The sequence below is a fragment of the Pseudomonas chlororaphis subsp. aurantiaca genome (assembly GCF_013466605.1).
Taxonomy (GTDB): Bacteria; Pseudomonadota; Gammaproteobacteria; order Pseudomonadales; family Pseudomonadaceae; genus Aquipseudomonas; species Aquipseudomonas chlororaphis_I.
Genome location: NZ_CP059162.1, coordinates 126,778 through 143,434, shown reverse-complemented (window position 1 = coordinate 143,434; position 16,657 = coordinate 126,778). Strand labels below are relative to the sequence as shown.

Below are 16,657 nucleotides of genomic sequence, written 5' to 3'. Positions count from 1 at the left end.
ATTATCATTTGTGACACCCGGGCAGTCGCATCCATGTCATCACCTGAGTTCGCGGTACAGGCGCTTTACAGCCATCACCATGGCTGGCTCAACACATGGTTGCGCAGCCGGCTGGGCAACGCCGCCGATGCGGCCGACCTGGCGCAGGACACTTTCGTGCGCCTGTTGCAGCGCACCGAACGCCTCGAACTCAAGGCCCCGCGCGCTTTCCTGCGGACCATCGCCCGCGGCCTGGTGATCGACCACTGGCGCCGCGAGGAAATCGAACGCGCCTACCTGGAAACCATCGCCCATCTGCCAGAAGCCGAAGCCCCCAGCGAGGAAGCCCGTGCCCTGGTGCTGGAACTGCTGGAAAGCATCGCGCGCATGCTCGAAGGCCTGAAGCCGAAGGTGCGCAAGGCGTTCCTGCTGGCCCAGTGCGAAGGCCTGACCCACAAGCAGATCGCCGAACAGATGGGGTTGTCCCTGCGTTCGGTGGAGCGTTACGTGGCCGACGCGCTGTTCCACTGCTACCTGCTGCGCTATGAGGCGTGAGCGCTGTGGATAACCCCTCGATCAATCTGCGCCGGCCCGTGGACCCCAGGCACCTGGTGGTCAAGCAGGCCATCAACTGGATGCTGCGCCTGCGCAACAACGCTGGTAATCCCCGGCTGCTGCAGCAATGCGATACCTGGCGCGCGGCCCACCATGAGCACGAGCTGGCCTGGCAACGGGTGCAATCGCTGCAACAGGAATTGCACAGCAACCTGCGGGCAGTGCCCGGTGCCCAGGTGGCCTTCGATACCCTGGAAAACAGCGCCCAGCGCCTCGGCCGGCGCCAGGCCCTGAAGCTGCTCGGCGGCGTCATGCTGGTGGGCTGCGCCGCGTGGCTGGGCAAGGAGCAACTGGCCTGGCAGCAATGGAGCGCCGACTTCGCCACTGCCACCGGCGAACGCCGCGGCTTCCAGCTGCCGGACGGCTCGCGCCTGGAGCTCAACACCGACAGCGCCGCCGACATGGACTTCAATGCCCAGCAACGGCTGATCCGGCTCAGCCGTGGGGAAATCATGCTGACCTGCGGGCCAGACTCGCAGGCAAGCCCTTCCAGGCCGCTGCTGGTACGGACTCGCCACGGCCTGTTCGAGGGGTTCGACGCCAGTTTCGTGGTGCGCATGGAAGGCGGCTGCACGCGCCTGAGCGTCACCGCCGGCAGCGTCGCCATTCACTCGCCGCACACCGCCGATGGCGCCTCGCCCCGGGTACAGGCCGGGCAAAGCTATCGGGTCAGTGCGTCCCAGGCGCTGCCGGTGCCGCCGCTGGACATGGACGTGGGCGCCTGGGCCGATGGCCTGATCGTCACCCGCAACATGCGGCTGGCCGACTTCATTCACGAGGTCGGGCGTTATCGCCACGGTTACCTGGGCTGTGCCGACGAGATCGGCGACCTGCGCCTGTCCGGCGTGTTCCGCCTGGAAGACACCGACAAACTGCTGGCGATCCTCCCGCAAACCCTGCCCGTGCGCCTGCGTTATCGCACCCGCTGGTGGGTCACCCTGGAGCGTCTCGCCTGAGGCGCTGCAACTCGTTGAAATTTTTTGGCGGCTTTTTCCCGTGAGTCCGGCTTAGACAGTAAGCACTTCCATCTGCCTTCAGCGACTCAACGGAACCCTTCCATGACTGTGCACTTCCACCACTTCTCTTCTGCACGGCCCGCCCTCGGCCTGCGCCATGCCGTGCGCGTGGCCCTGCTTTCCTCGGCGCTGGGCGTCGCCGCCTTGCCTTGCCTGGCACAGGCAGCCGAGACGGGCGCGGCCAGCCTCAGCCACAGCTACAACATTCCTGGTGGCGCTCTGAGCGACGTACTCAACCGCTTCGCCCGCGAGGCCGGCATCACCCTGTCGATGACCCCGGCGCAGCTCCAGGGCCGTCAGTCCGCCGGCCTGAAGGGCGAGTACTCCACCGATCAGGCCCTGGGCCAGTTGCTCAACGGCTCCGGCCTGGAAGCGCTGAGCCAGGACGGCAGCAGCTATGTGCTGCGGGCCTTGCCCGAGACCAGCGCCCTGGCGCTGCCGACCACCGACATCAAGGGTTTCGCCCTGGGCAATGCCTTGGGCAGCATGGAAGGCTACAACGCCACCCACAGCCAGATCGCCACCAAGACCAGTACCGCGCTGCTGGAAACCTCGCAAAGCGTGTCGGTGGTGACCCGCGAACAAATGGACGACCAGGGTTCGCAAACCGTCTCCCAGACCATGCGCTACACCCCCGGCGTGCTGACCAACCCCTACGGCGCGACCCACAGGTATGACTACGTGGCCATGCGCGGCTTCAACGACGGCTCGGTGGACAACATCTACCTCGACGGCCTCAAGTCCATGGGCGACAGCGGCACCTACAGCACCATGCAGGTCGACCCGTACTTCCTGGAGCGGGTGGACATTCTCAAGGGACCTTCGTCGGTGCTTTACGGCCGCAGCTCCCCCGGCGGCCTGGTGGCACTGACCAGCAAGAAACCGCTGTTCGAGCCCTACCATCAGATCCAGGCCATGGTCGGCACCCAGGGCCAGCGCGGCATGGGCTTCGACTTCAGCGGCCCGGTGGACGACGACAAGCGCATCGCCTATCGCCTGACCGGGCTGGCGGATCGCTCCGACACTCAGTTCGACCACAACAAGGAAAAACGCTACGCCCTGGCACCGACCCTGAGCATCGGCTTCACCGATGACACCTCGCTGACCCTGCAGGCGTACCTGCAACACGATCCGGATGGCGGCTACCACAGCGGCATGCCGGCCGACGGCGCGCTGCACCAACGCAACGGCCAGCGGATTTCCGAGAATTTCTTCGAAGGCGAACCGGGCATCGATCGTTATGAGCGTGATCAGCAGTCGTTCGGTTATCAATTCGAACATCGCTTCAACGATGTCTTCACCGCGCGGCAGAACTTCCGCTACCTCGACTCCAAGGTGAAGCTCGATCAGGTCTACGGCTACGGCTGGACCACCCCGACCAGCAACGAGCTGAACCGCTACTACACCGGCGGCGACGAGAAGCTGCATGCGTTCATCGTCGACAACATGCTGCAGGCCGAATTTCTCGCTGGCGCGACTAAGCACACGGTGCTGATGGGCGCGGATTACCAGCGGCGCAAGACGGTAGTGGACTGGACCAGCGGCTCGGTGGCGCCGATCAATGCGTTCGATCCGGTCTATGGCAACTCGGCCATCACTTACTACGACCCGCTCAGCTATCTGCGTCGCCTCGAGCAGACCGGCGTCTATCTGCAAGACCTGATCGAGATGGACAAGTGGCGCTTCTCCCTGGGCCTGCGCCAGGACTGGGTGGAGACTTCGGACGAGAACCGCCTGGCCGAGGCCTCGCGCCCGGTGGGCACCGAGATCAATGACAAGCGCACCAAGCTGACGGGCCGCGCCGGGGCGCTGTACCTGTTCGATAACGGGCTGGCGCCTTACATCAGCTACTCCGAGTCCTTCAACCCCAACTCCTACGCGGACAGCGCCGGCAACCCGCTGGCGCCTACCGATGGCACCCAATGGGAACTGGGCCTGAAGTACCAGCCACCGGGCACGGATAACCTGTACACCGCGTCCCTGTTCCGCATAGACCAGGAGAGCCTGGCCACCAAGCTGCCCCAGGAAAACTTCTATCGTGCGGTCGGCGCCGTACGCTCCCAGGGCCTGGAACTGGAAGCGCACATGCAGTTGAACGACAACCTCAAGGTGCTCGGCAGCTACACCTTCACCGATATCGAGTACTCGAAGTCGATGATCAGCACCCTGAGCACCGCCACCGACATCATCGAAAACAAGGGCAACTCGCCGACCCAGGCGCCGCGCCACATGGCTTCGCTGTGGGCTGACTACAAGTTCGACAGCGGGTCGCTCGACGGCCTGCGCCTGGGTGGCGGTGTGCGGTATGTGGGCTACAGCTGGGCGGATGCGGAGAACACCATGAAGGTGCCGTCCTACATGTTGTTCGATGCCTCCATCGGCTATGACCTGGGCAAAGTCGGCCTGAAGGGGGTGGATGTCCGGCTCAACGCCAACAACCTGACCAACGAATCCTACATAGCCTCCTGTGCCAGCCTGAGCTTCTGCTACATGGGCGAGGAGCGGAACGTCGCCGCCACGGTCAGCTATCAGTTCTGATCATTTGTCGATTCCCCCGAAGCCAGCGCACGCGCTGGCTTTGTCGTCTCTACGGGAAAATTCCATGCGCGCAATTCTGGTTCTACTGCATCGTTATATCGGCCTGGCCACCGCGGTGTTTCTTCTGCTGGCGGGGCTGACCGGCAGCCTGCTGGCCTTCAATCACGAGCTGGACGAGTGGCTCAACCCGGGGTTCTACGAGGCCCCTGCGGAGGGTCGGGCATTGCCGCCTGGAACCCTGGTCGACCAGGTGCAGGCGCTGCATCCGCGCCTGCAGGTCTGGTACATAGAGTACCCCAACGAGCCCGGGCATACCGCACTGCTCGCCGCAGTGCCGCGTAACGACCCGGCCACGGGCAAACCGTTCGACGAACCCAACCAAGTGTTCTATCTGGACCCGGCCAGTGGCGAGCAGACCGGCAAGCGGCTCTGGGGCGCCTGCTGTTTTCAACGGGAGAACCTCATCCCCTTCATTCTCGAGTTCCACTACAACCTGACACTGCCGGGTAACTGGGGGCTGGTGTTGATGGGGCTGGTGGCAATCTTCTGGGTCGTCGATTGCTTCATTGCCCTGTTCCTCACCCTGCCCCGTGGCCGGCCGTTCTGGAAGAAGTGGTCGACCGCCTGGAAGATCAAGGGCGGGCACGCCTATCGTCTCAACATGGATCTGCATCGGGCCGGTGGGTTATGGCTGTGGTTACTGCTGCTGCCGATCGCCATCAGCAGCGTGGCGATGAACCTGCCGAGCCAGGTGTTCAAGCCGGTGGTATCCCTGCTCTCGCCGATCGAACCGAGCGTCTATGAAGCCCGTGGGCGCATGCCCAGCGATCAGTTGGGGGTTACCCGACTCACCTATCAACAGGCTTATGAACGGGCCCAGGAAGAAGGCAAACGGCTGGGCCTGACGGCAGCGATCGGCGAGCTGTATTACAGCTTCGAATACAACTTCTATGGCGCCGGTTTCGGCCAGCACGATACCGAGGCCCATGGTAAGTCGTGGCTGTTCTTTCATGGCACGGATGGGCGCCTGCTGGGGCAGGAGATTGCCGGGCAAGGCACCTTGGGCGAACGCTTTTATCGGCTACAACTGCCGATCCATGGTGGCCGGATCATTGGCTTTACCGGGCAGGTGCTGATTGCGGTGCTGGGATTGGTGATTGCGATGTTGTCCGCCACCGGGATCTATATCTGGTGGCGTAAATGGCTGGCTCGCAGAAGCAGCAAGATGCGTCAGCGGTGAGGTAAGGTGAGGGATAGAGCGGAGGTGCTTCGCTCTGTGCTGACGTTCTGAAGCAGAGGTTGGATGTTGTCATTCCCTGCTGGGTGACCTGGAGGCCTGGCTCATATGTAAGCCCAGAAGCTTTCAGACGTACAAAAACAAAACCCCAACTGCTTTCGCAATTGGGGTTTTGGAATTTAATCTTGACGATGACCTACTCTCACATGGGGAAACCCCACACTACCATCGGCGATGCATCGTTTCACTTCTGAGTTCGGGATGGGATCAGGTGGTTCCAATGCTCTATGGTCGTCAAGAAATTCGGTGGCCGGACCGTTGGCTCAAGGGCCGAACGTGCCAGCAAAATCGGGAACTTCTACAAAAACAAAACCCCAATTGCTTTCGCAATTGGGGTTTCGGAATTTAATCTTGACGATGACCTACTCTCACATGGGGAAACCCCACACTACCATCGGCGATGCATCGTTTCACTTCTGAGTTCGGGATGGGATCAGGTGGTTCCAATGCTCTATGGTCGTCAAGAAATTCGGTGTGCCGACTCGTCTTTCGACGTTTCAGCAAATTGGGTATGTAATAGCTTTGTGTGTTTTCTCGAACTTTCGGTTCGTTTCGTCTTCACACACCGCAATTCGCTCTTAAGCAAATTGCTTGGGTGTTATATGGTCAAGCCTCACGGGCAATTAGTATTGGTTAGCTCAACGCCTCACAGCGCTTACACACCCAACCTATCAACGTCGTAGTCTTCGACGGCCCTTTAGGGAACTCAAGGTTCCAGTGAGATCTCATCTTGAGGCAAGTTTCCCGCTTAGATGCTTTCAGCGGTTATCTTTTCCGAACATAGCTACCCGGCAATGCCACTGGCGTGACAACCGGAACACCAGAGGTTCGTCCACTCCGGTCCTCTCGTACTAGGAGCAGCCCCTCTCAAATCTCAAACGTCCACGGCAGATAGGGACCGAACTGTCTCACGACGTTCTAAACCCAGCTCGCGTACCACTTTAAATGGCGAACAGCCATACCCTTGGGACCGGCTTCAGCCCCAGGATGTGATGAGCCGACATCGAGGTGCCAAACACCGCCGTCGATATGAACTCTTGGGCGGTATCAGCCTGTTATCCCCGGAGTACCTTTTATCCGTTGAGCGATGGCCCTTCCATACAGAACCACCGGATCACTAAGACCTACTTTCGTACCTGCTCGACGTGTCTGTCTCGCAGTCAAGCGCGCTTTTGCCTTTATACTCTACGACCGATTTCCGACCGGTCTGAGCGCACCTTCGTACTCCTCCGTTACTCTTTAGGAGGAGACCGCCCCAGTCAAACTACCCACCATACACTGTCCTCGATCCGGATGACGGACCTGAGTTAGAACCTCAAAGTTGCCAGGGTGGTATTTCAAGGATGGCTCCACGCGAACTGGCGTCCACGCTTCAAAGCCTCCCACCTATCCTACACAAGCAAATTCAAAGTCCAGTGCAAAGCTATAGTAAAGGTTCACGGGGTCTTTCCGTCTAGCCGCGGATACACTGCATCTTCACAGCGATTTCAATTTCACTGAGTCTCGGGTGGAGACAGCGCCGCCATCGTTACGCCATTCGTGCAGGTCGGAACTTACCCGACAAGGAATTTCGCTACCTTAGGACCGTTATAGTTACGGCCGCCGTTTACCGGGGCTTCGATCAAGAGCTTCGCGTTAGCTAACCCCATCAATTAACCTTCCGGCACCGGGCAGGCGTCACACCCTATACGTCCACTTTCGTGTTTGCAGAGTGCTGTGTTTTTAATAAACAGTCGCAGCGGCCTGGTATCTTCGACCGGCATGGGCTTACGGAGCAAGTCCTTCACCCTCACCGGCGCACCTTCTCCCGAAGTTACGGTGCCATTTTGCCTAGTTCCTTCACCCGAGTTCTCTCAAGCGCCTTGGTATTCTCTACCCAACCACCTGTGTCGGTTTGGGGTACGGTTCCTAGTTATCTGAAGCTTAGAAGCTTTTCTTGGAAGCATGGCATCAACCACTTCGTCACCTGAAAGGTAACTCGTCATCAGCTCTCGGCCTTAGAACCCCGGATTTACCTAAGATTCCAGCCTACCACCTTAAACTTGGACAACCAACGCCAAGCTGGCCTAGCCTTCTCCGTCCCTCCATCGCAATAACTAGAAGTACAGGAATATTAACCTGTTTTCCATCGACTACGCTTTTCAGCCTCGCCTTAGGGACCGACTAACCCTGCGTCGATTAACGTTGCGCAGGAAACCTTGGTCTTTCGGCGTGGGTGTTTTTCACACCCATTGTCGTTACTCATGTCAGCATTCGCACTTCTGATACCTCCAGCAAGCTTCTCAACTCACCTTCACAGGCTTACAGAACGCTCCTCTACCGCATCACTTACGTGATACCCGTAGCTTCGGTGTATGGTTTGAGCCCCGTTACATCTTCCGCGCAGGCCGACTCGACTAGTGAGCTATTACGCTTTCTTTAAAGGGTGGCTGCTTCTAAGCCAACCTCCTAGCTGTCTAAGCCTTCCCACATCGTTTCCCACTTAACCATAACTTTGGGACCTTAGCTGACGGTCTGGGTTGTTTCCCTTTTCACGACGGACGTTAGCACCCGCCGTGTGTCTCCCATGCTCGGCACTTGTAGGTATTCGGAGTTTGCATCGGTTTGGTAAGTCGGGATGACCCCCTAGCCGAAACAGTGCTCTACCCCCTACAGTGATACATGAGGCGCTACCTAAATAGCTTTCGAGGAGAACCAGCTATCTCCGAGCTTGATTAGCCTTTCACTCCGATCCACAGGTCATCCGCTAACTTTTCAACGGTAGTCGGTTCGGTCCTCCAGTCAGTGTTACCTAACCTTCAACCTGCCCATGGATAGATCGCCCGGTTTCGGGTCTATACCCAGCGACTAAACGCCCTATTAAGACTCGCTTTCGCTACGCCTCCCCTATTCGGTTAAGCTCGCCACTGAATATAAGTCGCTGACCCATTATACAAAAGGTACGCAGTCACAGAACAAAGTCTGCTCCCACTGCTTGTACGCATACGGTTTCAGGATCTATTTCACTCCCCTCTCCGGGGTTCTTTTCGCCTTTCCCTCACGGTACTAGTTCACTATCGGTCAGTCAGTAGTATTTAGCCTTGGAGGATGGTCCCCCCATATTCAGACAAAGTTTCTCGTGCTCCGTCCTACTCGATTTCATGACTAAGAGACTTTCGCGTACAGGGCTATCACCCACTATGGCCGCACTTTCCAGAGCGTTCCGCTAATCTCAAAGCCACTTAAGGGCTAGTCCCCGTTCGCTCGCCACTACTAAGGGAATCTCGGTTGATTTCTTTTCCTCAGGGTACTTAGATGTTTCAGTTCCCCTGGTTCGCCTCTTGCACCTATGTATTCAGTACAAGATAACCATCTTATGATGGCTGGGTTCCCCCATTCAGACATCTCCGGATCAAAGTCTGTTTGCCGACTCCCCGAAGCTTTTCGCAGGCTACCACGTCTTTCATCGCCTCTGACTGCCAAGGCATCCACCGTATGCGCTTCTTCACTTGACCATATAACCCCAAGCAATCTGGTTATACTGTGAAGACGACATTCGCCGAAAATTCGCGATTAAACTCACAAATTTTACCTTAGCCTGAATAAACACCAGTGAAAGTGCTATCCAGTCTATCTTTCTATCACATACCCAAATTTTTAAAGAACGATTCTGATAAAGATCAGAAATCAACATTCATCGCCACTTTAGCGGAATGCTCATTTCTAAGCTTTAAACGATGGACACCAATCTGTAATGGTGGAGCCAAGCGGGATCGAACCGCTGACCTCCTGCGTGCAAGGCAGGCGCTCTCCCAGCTGAGCTATGGCCCCGTATCGCTACAGGGTGCACCAGTAATTGGTGGGTCTGGGCAGATTCGAACTGCCGACCTCACCCTTATCAGGGGTGCGCTCTAACCAACTGAGCTACAGACCCAATCGTCTTCTTCAATGAATCAAGCAATTCGTGTGGGAGCTTATGAAGCAGCTGATGTCGTCGATTAAGGAGGTGATCCAGCCGCAGGTTCCCCTACGGCTACCTTGTTACGACTTCACCCCAGTCATGAATCACACCGTGGTAACCGTCCTCCCGAAGGTTAGACTAGCTACTTCTGGTGCAACCCACTCCCATGGTGTGACGGGCGGTGTGTACAAGGCCCGGGAACGTATTCACCGCGACATTCTGATTCGCGATTACTAGCGATTCCGACTTCACGCAGTCGAGTTGCAGACTGCGATCCGGACTACGATCGGTTTTATGGGATTAGCTCCACCTCGCGGCTTGGCAACCCTCTGTACCGACCATTGTAGCACGTGTGTAGCCCAGGCCGTAAGGGCCATGATGACTTGACGTCATCCCCACCTTCCTCCGGTTTGTCACCGGCAGTCTCCTTAGAGTGCCCACCATAACGTGCTGGTAACTAAGGACAAGGGTTGCGCTCGTTACGGGACTTAACCCAACATCTCACGACACGAGCTGACGACAGCCATGCAGCACCTGTCTCAATGTTCCCGAAGGCACCAATCCATCTCTGGAAAGTTCATTGGATGTCAAGGCCTGGTAAGGTTCTTCGCGTTGCTTCGAATTAAACCACATGCTCCACCGCTTGTGCGGGCCCCCGTCAATTCATTTGAGTTTTAACCTTGCGGCCGTACTCCCCAGGCGGTCAACTTAATGCGTTAGCTGCGCCACTAAGAGCTCAAGGCTCCCAACGGCTAGTTGACATCGTTTACGGCGTGGACTACCAGGGTATCTAATCCTGTTTGCTCCCCACGCTTTCGCACCTCAGTGTCAGTATCAGTCCAGGTGGTCGCCTTCGCCACTGGTGTTCCTTCCTATATCTACGCATTTCACCGCTACACAGGAAATTCCACCACCCTCTACCATACTCTAGCTCGCCAGTTTTGGATGCAGTTCCCAGGTTGAGCCCGGGGATTTCACATCCAACTTAACGAACCACCTACGCGCGCTTTACGCCCAGTAATTCCGATTAACGCTTGCACCCTCTGTATTACCGCGGCTGCTGGCACAGAGTTAGCCGGTGCTTATTCTGTCGGTAACGTCAAAATACTCACGTATTAGGTAAGTACCCTTCCTCCCAACTTAAAGTGCTTTACAATCCGAAGACCTTCTTCACACACGCGGCATGGCTGGATCAGGCTTTCGCCCATTGTCCAATATTCCCCACTGCTGCCTCCCGTAGGAGTCTGGACCGTGTCTCAGTTCCAGTGTGACTGATCATCCTCTCAGACCAGTTACGGATCGTCGCCTTGGTGAGCCATTACCTCACCAACTAGCTAATCCGACCTAGGCTCATCTGATAGCGCAAGGCCCGAAGGTCCCCTGCTTTCTCCCGTAGGACGTATGCGGTATTAGCGTCCGTTTCCGGACGTTATCCCCCACTACCAGGCAGATTCCTAGGCATTACTCACCCGTCCGCCGCTCTCAAGAGAAGCAAGCTTCTCTCTACCGCTCGACTTGCATGTGTTAGGCCTGCCGCCAGCGTTCAATCTGAGCCATGATCAAACTCTTCAGTTCAAACATCTTTGGGTTTTGAGAAAACCCTAAACTTGGCTCAGCAATCGTTGGTTACATCTTTGATTTCTCGCGGAGTAACTTGTGATGCTGATAATCTTTTTGACTATCAGTCTGACTCCACAAGCACCCACACGAATTGCTTGATTCAGTTGTTAAAGAGCGGTTGGCTAAGTCTTTCGTCTCAACCGAGGCGCGCATTCTACAGCAGCCCCTATATCTGTCAAGCGGTTATTTTAAGAAGTTTTCAAAGTTTCCTTTGCAACTTCAACCACTTGCGCTTCCGATCTCTCGTCAGCGGGAGGCGAATTCTACAGCGTTACACACTGCTGTCAACACCTCTTTTTCTCCGCTTTCGACCGAGAAGATCGAACCGTCAATAAGGCGAAAACAAGACACCTTACCAACTCCTTCGGGCTTCGATGAACTGAAGCGCAACCGCTGTCGAAAACTGCGTAACTCGTTGAATTTCAAGGAGTTTTCCGTTTCGGCTGCGCCGGAAGTGGGGCGAATTATAGACTTCCAGAATCTGCCGTCAACCCCTAATTTGCTTTTGCTATGAATAAACTTGAAAACACCCCAAAAGGGGTGTTTCCAAGACTCATAAATAAGAGGGATCAGATGCTCTCTATATAGAAGAGCACATTCACAGCACGCCTGAGGCTCGCAAGGCATCCACGGACTCAAGCTCAAGCCCCAACACCCGCCGTAGAACCTCGGCGGTATGCTCTCCTAATAAAGGAGGAGCATGACGATACTCGACCGGCGTTTCGGAGAGCCGGATCGGACTCGCCACCTGAGGCACCAACCCGGCCAACGCATGAGGCAGTTCGATCGCCAACCCGCGCGCCTTGACCTGCGGGTCCTCGAACATCTGCGCCAGGTCGTTGATAGGGCCGCAAGGCACTCCCGCCTGCTCCAACTGGGTAACCCACTCAGCGGTGGTCTTAAACACCGTGGCCTGACGGATCAGCGGAATCAGCACCGCCCGATTGGCAACCCGCAGCTTATTAGTCGCAAAACGCGGATCGTCCGCCCAGTGCGGCTGGCCCGCCACCTCGGCAAACTTGCGGAACTGCCCGTCATTCCCCACGGTAAGGATGAAATCGCCATCCGCCGTAGGAAAGTCCTGATAAGGCACGATATTCGGGTGAGCATTACCCAGGCGCTTGGGAGCGACTCCGGTGGTCAGGTAATTCATCGCCTGGTTGGCCAGACACGCAACCTGCACATCCAGCAGCGCCATATCGATGCGCTGCCCGCCACCGCTGTGCTGCCGATGCGCCAGCGCGGCAAGAATCGCCACAGTCGAGTACAGCCCCGTCAGGATGTCCGTCAACGCCACGCCGACCTTCACCGGCCCGGCGCCTTCATCGCCCTCGGGACGCCCGGTCAGGCTCATCAGCCCGCCCAGCCCCTGGATCATGAAGTCGTAGCCGGCACGCTTGGCATAAGGCCCGGTCTGGCCGAAGCCAGTAATGGAGCAATAGATCAGGTCAGGGTTGAGCGCCTTCAGCGACTGATAGTCCAACCCATAGGCCGCCAAGCCGCCGACCTTGAAGTTCTCGATCAGAATGTCGGATTTGGCCGCCAGCTCGCGCACCAGGCGCTGCCCCTCCGGTCGAGTGAAGTCGATGGTCACCGATTGCTTGTTACGGTTGGCCGACAGGTAATAGGCAGCCTCCGTAGTGTTCTCGCCATAAGCGTCCTTGAGGAAAGGCGGCCCCCAGGCGCGCGTATCGTCACCATTGCCCGGACGCTCGACCTTGATCACCTCGGCCCCCAGGTCCGCTAGGATCTGACCGGCCCAAGGCCCGGCCAGCACTCGCGACAAGTCCAGCACCCGCAAATGAGATAACGCGCCCATGGTCGCTCTCCTATTAGTAGAACGCCTGGATGCCAGTCTGCGCGCGCCCCAGGATCAGGGCATGGACGTCATGGGTCCCTTCGTAGGTGTTAACCACTTCCAGGTTGACCAGGTGACGGGCGATGCCGAACTCGTCGGAGATGCCGTTACCGCCCAGCATGTCGCGGGCCATGCGAGCGATGTCCAGCGATTTGCCGCAGGAGTTGCGCTTCATGATCGAGGTGATTTCCACCGCCGCCGTGCCTTCATCCTTCATCCGCCCCAGACGCAGGCAGCCTTGGAGGGCGAGGGTGATCTCGGTCTGCATGTCCGCCAGTTTTTTCTGGATCAGTTGGGTAGCCGCCAACGGGCGACCGAACTGCTGACGGTCCAGGGTGTACTGGCGAGCGGTGTGCCAGCAGAATTCGGCCGCACCCAGAGCGCCCCAGGAAATACCGTAGCGGGCAGAGTTCAGACAGGTGAACGGACCTTTCAGACCACGCACATCCGGGAAGATGTTCTCTTCCGGAACAAAGACGTTGTCCATGACGATTTCGCCGGTGATGGAAGCGCGCAGACCAACCTTGCCGTGAATCGCCGGAGCACTCAGACCTTTCCAGCCTTTTTCCAGTACGAAGCCACGGATATCGCCAGCATCGTCCTTGGCCCACACCACGAACACGTCAGCAATTGGGCTGTTGGTGATCCACATCTTGCTGCCGGTCAGGCTGTAACCGCCATCCACCTTGCGAGCACGGGTAACCATCGCACCCGGGTCGGAGCCATGGTTGGGTTCGGTCAGACCAAAGCAGCCAATCCACTCGCCAGAGGCCAGCTTCGGCAAATACTTTTGCTTCTGGGCTTCGGTACCAAATTCGTTGATCGGCACCATCACCAGGGAGGACTGCACGCTCATCATCGAGCGGTAGCCGGAATCCACACGCTCCACTTCACGGGCAATCAGGCCGTAGCAGACATAGTTCAGACCACTGCCGCCGTACTGCTCGGGAATGGTGGCACCCAGCAGGCCGACTTCACCCATTTCGCGGAAGATCGCCGGGTCGGTCTTTTCATGACGGAAAGCTTCGAGCACACGCGGCGCCAGCTTGCCTTGAGCGAATTGCTCGGCACTGTCGCGCACCATGCGCTCTTCTTCAGTGAGCTGTTGATCCAGCAAAAGGGGATCGATCCAGTTGAAGCTTGCTTTACCGCCCATGAGTGAGTCCTCGTGAAGTAGGTCAACGTTCGTGGACTGATCCTAGGCCGGCTTTGCGGGCGCGGCAAACGAGGATTTCGCATACTGTTGTGCTATTTTCTCACTCCACAACAGCCGTAAGCGGCTTTTAGCGATTCCATTAGTGAGATTGCCGTACATGCGCAGAAAGATCCCCAGCACTGCCGCCCTCATCAGCTTCGAAGCCGCCGCACGCCACGAGAGCTTTACCAAGGCGGCGCAGGAGCTTTCGCTGACACAAGGTGCCATTTGCCGACAGATCGCCAGCCTGGAAGAGTTTCTCGGGGTCGAGCTATTCCGCCGATCCCGACGCGGCGTCAAGCTGACCGAGGCCGGACTCTCCTACAGCCGCCGCGTGGCCACCCAACTGGACGCAGTTGAACGCGACACGCTTTCCGTCATGGGCCAGCAGGGCGCCAACGTCATCGAGCTGGCGGTGGTCCCGACCTTTGGCACCCAATGGCTGCTGCCCCGACTCAAGGATTTTCAGCAGCGACACCCGGAAGTCACGGTCAACCTGACCAACCGCACCCGGCCTTTCCTGTTCGCCGATACCGACTTCGACGCCGCGATTTACTTTGGCGATGCCGACTGGTCGGGCACCCAATCCCATCGCCTGATGGGAGAGAACCCGATGCCAGTGTGCAGCCCCGCAACCCTGGGCAACCGCACCCGGCTGAGCGCCGAAGAAATCGCCGAGCTGCCGCTGCTGCAGCAGACCACACGCCCCTATGCCTGGCGGCAATGGTTCAACTCACAGCACCTGAATATCCCACGGGACATGACAGGTCCGCGTTACGAACTATTCTCCATGCTGGCGCAGGCCGCCATGCACGACATGGGCATCGCCCTGATCCCGCCATTCCTTATTCAGAGGGAGCTGAGGGAAAAGCGCCTGGTGATCGCCAACCCCGAAGCTCTGGCGAGCATCAAGGCGTATTACCTGATGATTCCCGAGCGCAAGGTGGAATCAGCGTCTTTACGGGCTTTTCGCGATTGGCTGGTGGAGCAGGCACAAAGCTACAGCCTTGAGAAATAGCAGGGCAGAACGATAAATTGACCCGGTAGTCAGATAAAGCAAAACACTACAGATATAACTAAATGTCGCATTTAGACAGACTGTATCAATAAGCGGAACAACCGTCCTATAAGCGCCTAACCACGTGGCTTGTAGGGCTTTTTGGGGGCCATGAACGCTCATTCACATGACCAATGTGAAAATTGTTTTATTTTCCGTCGAAATCCTTACAGGTCACGGCTTACAAGGGATTGAACCCGACCCTTGCGACATTCGGTCACAGGGTGACTTGTAGTTAATTTTCCGTCACCCCTCATAATCCCTTGAAGGGCGTAATGTTCGCCTGCAAAATGCCGCGCCCCGCCTTGATTCTGGCGGGATCATGCTGATCGGCCGCCCCAGCTGCACCATCCGTAGTGCGCTGGCCTTCTAGAAAAGATCGAAAGCAATAAGATCAAGCAGGAGATTTGACGTGCACATTGGTGTTCCTCTCGAAACCCAAACGGGTGAAACACGGGTTGCTGCAACCCCGGAAACCATCAAGAAACTGATCGGCCAGGGTCATAAAGTCACTGTGCAGAGCGGCGCCGGCATCAACGCCAGTGTTGTCGACAGTGCCTATGAAGCGGCAGGTGCAACCATTGGCAGCGCCAACGATGCATTCGGCGCAGAGCTGATTCTCAAGGTCGTGGCTCCCAGTGATAGCGAGCTGGCCCTGATCAAAAGCGGCACTGTCCTGGTGGGCATGCTCAATCCGTTCAGCAATGAAACCATTGCCAAGATGGCCGAATGCGGCATCACCGCCTTTGCCCTGGAAGCAGCGCCACGTACCTCGCGGGCCCAGAGCCTGGATGTGCTGTCCTCGCAAGCCAACATCGCCGGTTACAAGGCGGTGCTGCTGGCTGCCCACTATTACCCGCGCTTCATGCCGATGCTGATGACCGCCGCGGGCACCGTGAAAGCCGCTCGCGTGCTGATTCTCGGTGCCGGGGTTGCCGGCCTGCAGGCCATCGCCACCGCCAAGCGCCTGGGCGCCGTGATCGAGGCCTCGGACGTGCGTCCGGCGGTCAAGGAACAGATCGAATCCCTGGGGGCCAAGTTCGTCGACGTGCCTTACGAGACCGATGAAGAGCGCGAATGCGCCGTCGGCGTCGGTGGTTACGCGCGCCCGATGCCTGCCAGCTGGATGCAGCGCCAGGCCCAAGCCGTGCACGAACGCGCCAAACAGGCGGATATCGTGATTACCACCGCCCTGATTCCAGGCCGCAAGGCGCCGGTACTGCTGAGCGCCGAAACCGTGGCCCAGATGAAGCCAGGCTCGGTGGTCGTCGACCTCGCCGCGGCCCAGGGCGGCAACTGCCCGCTGACCGTGGCGGATCAGGTGGTGGTCGAGAATGGCGTGACCATTGTCGGCCCGACCAACCTGGCCGGCGCTGTCGCTGCCGATGCCTCGGCGCTGTACGCCCGCAACCTGCTGGACTTCCTGAAGCTCGTCTTCACCAAAGAAGGTCAGTTCGAGGTCAACCTAGAAGACGACATCGTCGCCGCGTGCCTGATGTGCCGCAACGGCCAAGTCATCCGTAAAAACGCCTAAGCAGGGAT

At 57.9% G+C, this 16,657-nt stretch carries 9 protein-coding genes, 2 tRNA genes and 4 rRNA genes; 7 read left to right on the top strand and 8 right to left on the bottom strand.

The genetic code is table 11. The features are described from left to right. The first annotated feature begins 33 nt into the window (after window positions 1-33). From H0I86_RS00685 to H0I86_RS00670, 4 genes are all read left to right on the top strand, one after another. Window positions 34-534: a sigma-70 family RNA polymerase sigma factor gene (locus H0I86_RS00685; RefSeq protein WP_016705108.1), complete on the top strand. Its 501-nt coding sequence runs from the start codon at window positions 34-36 to the stop codon at window positions 532-534. Window positions 535-539: 5 nt separating this feature from the next. Beyond that, window positions 540-1,550 (top strand): FecR domain-containing protein, encoded by a 1,011-nt coding sequence (locus tag H0I86_RS00680; protein WP_180923491.1) that lies wholly within the window; start codon window positions 540-542, stop codon window positions 1,548-1,550. A gap of 102 nt (window positions 1,551-1,652) precedes the next feature. Beyond that, window positions 1,653-4,148, top strand: a complete 2,496-nt coding sequence (locus H0I86_RS00675; RefSeq protein ID WP_180923490.1) for a TonB-dependent siderophore receptor — start codon at window positions 1,653-1,655, stop codon at window positions 4,146-4,148. A 64-nt stretch (window positions 4,149-4,212) separates the two neighbouring features. Then, window positions 4,213-5,388 (top strand): PepSY-associated TM helix domain-containing protein, encoded by a 1,176-nt coding sequence (locus H0I86_RS00670; protein ID WP_180923489.1) that lies wholly within the window; start codon window positions 4,213-4,215, stop codon window positions 5,386-5,388. Between the two features lie 180 nt (window positions 5,389-5,568). On the opposite strand, the gene rrf (H0I86_RS00665) is transcribed toward H0I86_RS00670, so the two are convergent. From rrf (H0I86_RS00665) to H0I86_RS00640, 6 genes are all read right to left on the bottom strand, one after another. Then, window positions 5,569-5,684: ribosomal RNA gene (gene rrf, locus H0I86_RS00665) — 5S ribosomal RNA — on the bottom strand. 110 nt (window positions 5,685-5,794) lie between these two features. Further along, window positions 5,795-5,910: ribosomal RNA gene (gene rrf / locus H0I86_RS00660) — 5S ribosomal RNA — on the bottom strand. 137 nt (window positions 5,911-6,047) lie between these two features. Continuing rightward, window positions 6,048-8,939, bottom strand: a 23S ribosomal RNA gene (locus H0I86_RS00655). A 240-nt stretch (window positions 8,940-9,179) separates the two neighbouring features. Beyond that, a tRNA-Ala gene (locus tag H0I86_RS00650) sits at window positions 9,180-9,255 on the bottom strand. Between the two features lie 26 nt (window positions 9,256-9,281). Then, a tRNA-Ile gene (locus H0I86_RS00645) sits at window positions 9,282-9,358 on the bottom strand. A 65-nt stretch (window positions 9,359-9,423) separates the two neighbouring features. Further along, a 16S ribosomal RNA gene (locus H0I86_RS00640) occupies window positions 9,424-10,960 on the bottom strand. Together the 16S, 23S and 5S rRNA genes with 2 tRNA genes alongside form the textbook arrangement of a ribosomal RNA operon. A 136-nt stretch (window positions 10,961-11,096) precedes the next feature. Here H0I86_RS00640 and H0I86_RS00635 point away from each other — a divergent pair. Next, window positions 11,097-11,519: a hypothetical protein gene (locus H0I86_RS00635; RefSeq protein ID WP_258019381.1), complete on the top strand. Its 423-nt coding sequence runs from the start codon at window positions 11,097-11,099 to the stop codon at window positions 11,517-11,519. 84 nt (window positions 11,520-11,603) lie between these two features. Here H0I86_RS00635 and H0I86_RS00630 read toward each other — a convergent pair whose 3' ends face one another. Together H0I86_RS00630 and H0I86_RS00625 are read right to left on the bottom strand one after the other, a co-directional pair. Continuing rightward, window positions 11,604-12,824, bottom strand: coding sequence for a CaiB/BaiF CoA transferase family protein (locus H0I86_RS00630; RefSeq protein ID WP_180923488.1), 1,221 nt, complete (start codon window positions 12,822-12,824; stop codon window positions 11,604-11,606). A 13-nt stretch (window positions 12,825-12,837) separates the two neighbouring features. Next, window positions 12,838-14,019 carry an acyl-CoA dehydrogenase gene (locus H0I86_RS00625; RefSeq protein ID WP_009046307.1) on the bottom strand — a complete coding sequence of 394 codons (1,182 nt, stop codon included), beginning with the start codon at window positions 14,017-14,019 and terminating at the stop codon, window positions 12,838-12,840. A 157-nt stretch (window positions 14,020-14,176) separates the two neighbouring features. Between H0I86_RS00625 and H0I86_RS00620 the strand changes: the two genes are divergently transcribed. Continuing rightward, window positions 14,177-15,076, top strand: a complete 900-nt coding sequence (locus tag H0I86_RS00620) for a LysR family transcriptional regulator (RefSeq protein WP_009046306.1) — start codon at window positions 14,177-14,179, stop codon at window positions 15,074-15,076. A 451-nt stretch (window positions 15,077-15,527) separates the two neighbouring features. After that, window positions 15,528-16,649 carry a Re/Si-specific NAD(P)(+) transhydrogenase subunit alpha gene (locus H0I86_RS00615; RefSeq protein WP_180923487.1) on the top strand — a complete coding sequence of 374 codons (1,122 nt, stop codon included), beginning with the start codon at window positions 15,528-15,530 and terminating at the stop codon, window positions 16,647-16,649. Window positions 16,650-16,657: the final 8 nt, after the last annotated feature.